7 protein-coding genes and 5 tRNA genes are annotated in these 6,815 nt (G+C 54.7%); 1 reads left to right on the forward strand and 11 read right to left on the reverse strand.

The genetic code is table 11. The features are described from left to right. The 11 genes from IHN22_RS11960 to IHN22_RS12010 form a co-directional block, all read right to left on the reverse strand. Window positions 1–1,435, reverse strand: a 1,435-nt coding sequence (locus tag IHN22_RS11960) for a hypothetical protein (RefSeq protein WP_191435593.1), incomplete at its 3' end; no start/stop codon positions are given. Between the two features lie 54 nt (window positions 1,436–1,489). After that, the gene (locus IHN22_RS11965) at window positions 1,490–2,467 is read right to left on the reverse strand and encodes a transglutaminase domain-containing protein (RefSeq protein WP_191435595.1); all 978 of its coding nucleotides are present in this window, start codon (window positions 2,465–2,467) and stop codon (window positions 1,490–1,492) included. Between the two features lie 49 nt (window positions 2,468–2,516). Continuing rightward, the gene (locus IHN22_RS11970) at window positions 2,517–2,729 is read right to left on the reverse strand and encodes a hypothetical protein (RefSeq protein WP_191435597.1); all 213 of its coding nucleotides are present in this window, start codon (window positions 2,727–2,729) and stop codon (window positions 2,517–2,519) included. A gap of 188 nt (window positions 2,730–2,917) precedes the next feature. Then, window positions 2,918–2,991, reverse strand: a tRNA-Cys gene (locus tag IHN22_RS11975). 41 nt (window positions 2,992–3,032) lie between these two features. After that, window positions 3,033–3,108, reverse strand: a tRNA-Gly gene (locus IHN22_RS11980). Window positions 3,109–3,200: 92 nt separating this feature from the next. Beyond that, a tRNA-Phe gene (locus tag IHN22_RS11985) sits at window positions 3,201–3,276 on the reverse strand. A gap of 3 nt (window positions 3,277–3,279) precedes the next feature. Continuing rightward, a tRNA-Asp gene (locus IHN22_RS11990) sits at window positions 3,280–3,356 on the reverse strand. Between the two features lie 36 nt (window positions 3,357–3,392). Then, window positions 3,393–3,468 (reverse strand) — tRNA-Val (locus IHN22_RS11995). 105 nt (window positions 3,469–3,573) lie between these two features. Next, window positions 3,574–4,452: an Hsp33 family molecular chaperone HslO gene (hslO, locus tag IHN22_RS12000; protein ID WP_087265601.1), complete on the reverse strand. Its 879-nt coding sequence runs from the start codon at window positions 4,450–4,452 to the stop codon at window positions 3,574–3,576. Window positions 4,453–4,456: 4 nt separating this feature from the next. Further along, entirely contained in the window at window positions 4,457–5,203 is a 747-nt protein-coding gene (locus IHN22_RS12005) for a class I SAM-dependent DNA methyltransferase (RefSeq protein WP_191435599.1), read from the reverse strand. After that, window positions 5,193–5,501: a YerC/YecD family TrpR-related protein gene (locus IHN22_RS12010; RefSeq protein ID WP_087189093.1), complete on the reverse strand. Its 309-nt coding sequence runs from the start codon at window positions 5,499–5,501 to the stop codon at window positions 5,193–5,195. Before IHN22_RS12010 ends, IHN22_RS12005 begins: the two co-directional genes overlap by 11 nt. Before the next feature lie 293 nt (window positions 5,502–5,794). Here IHN22_RS12010 and IHN22_RS12015 point away from each other — a divergent pair. Beyond that, window positions 5,795–6,815, forward strand: a 1,021-nt coding sequence (locus tag IHN22_RS12015; protein WP_191435601.1) for an adenylosuccinate synthetase, incomplete at its 3' end; no start/stop codon positions are given.

A 6,815-nucleotide genomic window follows, 5' to 3' on the forward strand; every position in this document is an offset into this window, starting at 1 on the left:
ACTCCGAGTCCAGAATGACTTCTTGAGAATAGGATTCATTCAAATCCCCAATGAAGGAAATGCGATACCGATTGCCCCGGTAATCGGTGATCCCCTCCAATGCCTTTTTCTTCAAAGGATCATATACAATGGTCTGAATTGTAGGATGCTGTCCTTGACGTTCACACATGATTCTGGCATTGATCGCCGCCTCAACGTTCCGGCCATCATCCCCCAGCGCTACAAAGACGTGGCTGATTGGTCCGATGGTATGAAAGCAGTCCGCATACCGGGCGGTTTGCACATCCATTCCTCCATGGATCACAATATGATACTGCGCTTCGCCCGGCGTAGCGGTTCCGTTGCGCTCCGGCGCCATCAATTCCGGACACAGCGCGGTAAACCGCTCCTCTGCGTCATTTCTTTGGTCAAAGACGTGAATTTTTACCTGATACCCGTCCATTTGACAAAACCAGGATAAGGCTTTCAGCATCTCCGTGCCATACCGGCCCAAACCAATCAGTACCACCGATATCAGCTTATAGGTCCCGCAGTCTATGGCCCCCTCAAACAGAGAACCGCCTTCCCGGTACAGGGTCTGACTGATCAGAGACCGGATCACATTCACTCTCCGGACCCGCATTCCGCCATCCACAGCAGTCTGGAACAAAACCTCGCTTTCCACCCTGGTGGAGAAAACATACAGGCGGAAATTGGGGAGGTTTTTATACGCCTCCACCAACTTGATGGACTGCTCAATATTTTCGGACTCATTCTCCCCTATCGCAATTAAAGACACACAGCTTCTCTTGCTGTGGACGTTCCAGCTGATATCAACGATGTCCTTTTTGAAGCAGACCGCTTTCAGCTCTCTTGCCTTCTCACACAGCTCAAAGATAGACTCCTCATGGTTCTCAAATACATCCATAAAAACAAGCAGACAGCGTCTGTCCTTCTTCTGGATGCTTCGCGCCAGAACCAGAGCCTGCTCGTTCAGTTCGGAAAAAACATAAACGTCGGTCCCATAGTGAAACAGCAAGGAGCGATAAGCGGAAATATTCTTAAAAAAGGACAGGACAAAGCCGAAGGTAAGAGCGGGAGCCAGTACATACAGCACTGCGGCAACAACCGAGTACCCGGTACGCACCACACCGTCTGGTAAAGCGGAGGTAAATGCCAGTACACCGTCAAACTCCCCATCCAGCACAAACAGCCTCATGGTACTGTGAATGGACAGCAGCAGGCTGTTTATCCCTCTCACAAAATCCTTTGGAAACTGCTCCAGATGAAGGGGGAGAAACAGCAGGACCGCAGCAAGGAATACCCCGGCCAGGACGCACTTGACCGGCGACAGAAACCGCCCCCGCTGATAGGGCGCTCTATATATCCTGACAGCGGCAATCAGGCTGCCCGCCAGAAACAGCACCGAAAGGTAAAAACAACAATATGCCCACATATCAATTTCCTTCCTGTGAGGCGGCCTGTCCGCCATACAGCTTTTTAGACTCGCTCATGCCTCCGGGAACAGGTCCAGACACAGCGAACCTTCTGAGTGGAAATAGGTATACTGACTGACCGGATAGCCTGCCTGCTCCAGCACAGCGGTCATAGCCTCCCCGTCCTGTACCAACTCCATCAGCTGACCATATACCGCCTCATCTGCGGCCAGTACAGTAAGGCTTCCGCCAGTCTGAGAGGAGAAGATCCGGACCAGTTCTTCTGTGTTGAACTGCTCCAGCACCCAGCCGTTGCGGTAGTGGTAATTGCACGCCACCGCGGAACTGGGCGTCATCTCCGCGCCTCGCTCCGGCTCCGCAAAATGGGTAGAGGCCATACGCTCACTGGTAACTGCAAACCAGCTGTAAGTATGTCCATCCGGATGGGTCTCCTGGTCGTCCCATGTCACGTCGGTATAATATACCTCCCCATCCAGAACCACCTTTGTCCAGGCATGGGACTGGGCACCTGTTCCATTGTCAGCAGTACCTCGCACGGTCTCAGCCTGGATGCCGGCCCGGCGCAGGAGGTACACGTAGGCCTGACTGTATCCGGAACACACACACCGTCCATTTACCAACGCACCGTACAGGTCCTGATCGCTGCCGTCGCTGCTGCTCTGATATACAATGTGATCACACAGCCAGTCATGCAGGCTCAGGGCAGTCTCATAGTCTCCCGCCCCTTCCGGAATGGCAGCCAGCGCCTGGGCCTCCGCTTGCTCCACCTGTTCCCGTCGGGCGGTCAGATCCGTATATTTCCAGTCAAATTCCACCTGATACTCCGTATCGCTGCCAGCCAATTCGTAGCCTTTCAACCAGAAGAATTCCGGCTGACGCTGGAGCTGTTCCAGCACTTGCCCGATTTGCTCCATGCTCATATCTTCCGCTGTAAAGTTCACCACCTGCTGCTGCCCGTCTACCTGCTCATAGAGATATTGGTAGAGGATACTCTCCGGATCTTCCTTCTCAGGGCGCTCTGTAACGACCACAGACGGCGTCTGAAGACTTGTCGTGACCTGAGGTAAGGGTAATTCTGTTTCAATCGGAGAGGCCGCTGTAGACCCTTCCTTGGGCGAGAGCAGCATCCGCACCAGCACCACACCTATGCCTATCACCAGAAACAAAACAATCAGCAGCACCACACCGGAGGCGCTCCGCCTGCGTCTCTTCGATCTTCTCTTTTTCTTCATATCCGCTCTTCCCCTCTCCACCATACTGTTGTTCTACATTTTTCTCATTATACCATATCATATGATATTTTCCAGTATATACAAAGAAGAAAACCGGTTACCTTCCGATAACCGGTTCTCTTCTTGTCCAAACAATATAGATGCAAACTAAGACTAGCAGCCCAAGCAGTGAGCGGCGCATTTACGCCAAACATTTTGATTGCTCAAGAAATCAAAAAGAAAACCGACTATCTTTCGATAGTCGGTTTTTGGAGGCGACACCCAGATTCGAACTGGGGGTGGAGCTTTTGCAGAGCTCTGCCTTACCACTTGGCTATGTCGCCATATGGATAAAAGGAAGGGCGGACCTTCCTTTTATCATTTTTGGAGCAGGTGACGAGGCTCGAACTCGCTACCTCCACCTTGGCAAGGTGGCGCTCTACCAGATGAGCTACACCTGCATCTGTTTCCATCCTATGAAAAGAACGGAACACATATGCCTGGATTTTAAAGGTGCCCCTGGTGGATACCTTGCGGTATCCACCAGGAACGGTGGTGCCTCCGGCCGGAATCGAACCAGCGACACGGGGATTTTCAGTCCCCTGCTCTACCAACTGAGCTACAGAGGCGAATGGCGACGCGGAAGGGACTTGAACCCTCGACCTCCGGCGTGACAGGCCGGCGTTCTAACCAACTGAACTACCGCGCCAGACGGTAGGGGGTACGGGAGCTCCCAGAAAGGGAGTGGTGGGAACAACAGGGCTCGAACCTGTGACATCATGCTTGTAAGGCATGCGCTCTCCCAGCTGAGCTATGCTCCCTCGTTCTTCTTTCGCTTTCGTTTGGCTGTCGGGCCAAGCGACGAAAGTTATTATACAAGAACGACCCCCAGTTGTCAACAACTTTCTTCGATTTTTTTCAAAAAATCAAATCGAATTCAGAAGGCCTTGCAATTCCTCGCCTGTAAAGTCATAAACCTTGTCACAAAACTGGCAGGTAAGCTCCGCTTTGCCCTGATCTTTGATGAGAGACTCCAGTTCTTCCCGGCCCATACTGATGAGGGCGCGGGTCACCCGCTCACGGCTGCAATAGCAGCGGTACTCCACCGGCTCCTCACTGAGGACCTCCAGGTCAAAGGCAGACAGAACACGCTCCACCAGGCTGCGGGCACTCTCACCGTTGCGCATAGCCTCGGTAACGGGGCCCACCTTGGCAATGCCCTCTTCAATAGCAGTAATAACGCTGTCGTCTGCACCAGGCAGCAGCTGAATCAGATAACCACCGGCGCACAGCACACTCTGATCCACGTCCACCAGCACACCCAGGGCGCAGGCGGAAGGGATCTGCTCACTTTCCGCAAAATAAGAAGTGATATCCTCGGCAATCTCACCGGATACCAGAGGGATGGTACCCACATAGGGCTCCTTCATGTTCATGTCCTTGATGACGGTAAGAGAGCCGTCCTTGCCCACAGCAGAACCCACATCCAGCTTGGCAGGGCCCTTCAAAGGCAGATCAACCAGGGGGTTGACCACATAGCCCCTGGCATTTCCGGCGCTGTCGGATACCACAGTAATGCCCCCCAGAGGTCCGTCGCCCTTGATCCGCAGAGTGACAGAGCCGTTTTCCTCCTTCAGCTGGTTGCCCATCATGGAGGCGGCCATCAGGGAGCGGCCCAGAGCCGCAGTAGCCACCGGCAGGGTCTTATGGATCTGTCTGGCCCGCTCCACCATGGCCCGGGCGGAAATGGCCGAGGCCTTGACGGGAGCGTCCTTGGCCAGAACGCGAATGATCGAATCTGACATACGTTTAAAATTCCTTTCGTGCGGCGAAAAAGATGCGCTGTTCCCCCGGTTCGGGGCGGCGCATCTTCAGTTCGCCATATTGCTTGATCTGCCGGAAACCGGCCTGGCGCAGCATCTGCTCCAGCTCTTCCGGCTCATAGGCGTATTCCTCATGGACCTCCTCCATCCGGCTCCACAGTCCATTCTCCTCCCGGCAGAAGATATCAAAGCCGTAGGTACAGATACGCCGGCGGGGCGAGTATTCCGCCCGCCAGATACAGCAGGCGTCCTCGTCCTCATCCATGAAAAGCTGACCGTCCAGCCCCTTGAGCTTGTCCGGGGTATTGATGTCAAAGAGGAACAGTCCTCCCGGCATCAAAAAGGTATGGACCCGCTGAAAGGCCCGTGCCAGTTTTTTGGGCTGGGTAACATAGTTTACACTATCCAGACAACAGACACAGGCGTCGATGGTACCATACAGGTCCAGCTTCTCCATGGCCTGGTGCAGAAAGATAGGAGGAATCCCCTCCACGTCCCGGGCCTTCTCGGCTGCCTGGGCCAGCATCTCCTCCGACAGGTCGGCGCCGATCATCTCGTACCCCCGCTGGGCCAGCTCACAGGTCAGGGTACCAGTACCGCAGGCCAGGTCCAGCACGGTATGGATGGGCAGCTTACTGCGGGCAAAGTGCTTCTCCAGATAGTCGGCCCAGGCGGCGTAAGGAACGTCGGCTGTAAAACGGTCATAACAGCCGGCCAGATATTCATACGCCATTGCCGCTCTGCTTCTCCTTGATCCGGGGCAGCACTGCCTGATAGCCGTCGGCACCGTACTGCAAAGACCGGTTCACCCGGCTGATGGTGGCGCTGGAAGCGCCGGTGCGCTCCAGAATGTCGTTGTAGATCATGCCCTCGGACAACAGCATTGCCACTTCAAAACGCTGTTCCATGGCCCGCAGTTCCGCCACCGTACAGAGATCGGAAAAGAACTTCCGGCACTCGTCCAGGTCCTTCAGGGTGAGGATCGCTTCATACAGCAGATCACTGTGTTCCCGCTTTTCGTTTTTCGTCATAGAGTATTTGACCTCCTGATGATTCTCTTTCGGAAACCGGCGGGCAGCTTCCTAGCCGCCCGTTTTTCTTATTTTATCAAAGTGAAGTGTGGAAGTAAACCTCTTTTTTTACTTTTCCAACAAAACGCGGTGTTCTGGAAGGTGATGGCAATCATTTTATGACATTTTTTCTCTTTTTTTGCCTTGATTCAAGGGAGAAAGCGTACTATAATACCGCATGGGGAATGATATCCCCATGGATTGCCGACGGGAAAAGGCCAATGCGCGAATCCCCGCGGCAGGAGGAATCCAATATGGTGAAAGCAATTGTAGGCGCCAACTGGGGTGACGAAGGCAAGGGCAAGATCACCGATCTGCTGGCGGAGAAGTCCGATGTAGTCATCCGCTTCCAGGGAGGCGCCAACGCAGGCCATACCATTATCTGCGATTATGGTAAATTCGCTCTGCATCAGCTGCCATCCGGCGTATTCTACTCCCACACCACCAACATCATCGGCAATGGTGTGGCCCTGGATGTAACGAAATTTGCTGCTGAGCTCAAGCATCTGGAGGACGGCGGCGTACCTGCCCCCCACATTATCGTGGATCAGCGGACTCAGTTGCTGATGAGCTACCACGTGCTGCTGGACAGCTGCGAGGAGGAACGCCTGGCCGGCGCCGCCTTCGGCTCCACCAAGTCCGGTATCGCTCCTTTCTATTCCGACAAGTATGCCAAGATCGGTATTCAGGTGGCCGATCTGTGGTATGAGGACCGTCTCAAGGCTCAGCTGGAACATATCTGTGCCCTGAAAAACGTTCTTCTGGAGCATCTGTATCATAAGCCTCTTCTGGACCCCAAGGATCTGTTTGAGGAACTGATGGGCTATAAGAAGATCCTGGAGCCTTACGTGGGCGACGCGGTCAGCTTTGTGCACCAGGCCCTGAAGGAGGGCAAGCAGGTGCTGCTGGAGGGTCAGCTGGGCTCCATGAAGGATCCCAACCTGGGCATCTGCCCCATGACCACCTCCTCCCACACGCTGGCCGGCTTCGGTACTGTGGGCGGCGGAGTACCTCCCACGGCATTTTCCGACATCGTGACTGTAACCAAGGCCTATTCTTCCGCTGTGGGCGCCGGCGCTTTCGTCAGCGAACTCTTCGGGGATGAGGCCGAGGAGCTGCGCCGCCGGGGCGGCGACGCCGGCGAGTACGGCGCTACCACCGGTCGTCCCCGCCGGGTGGGCTGGTTTGATGCCGTGGCTACCCGGTACGGTTGCATGGTGCAGGGTACCACTCAGGTGGCTCTCACCGCCATTGACTGTCTGGGCTATCTGGATG

It is taken from the genome of Flavonifractor sp. An112 (assembly GCF_904377885.1).
GTDB lineage: Bacteria > Bacillota > Clostridia > Oscillospirales > Oscillospiraceae > Flavonifractor > Flavonifractor avicola.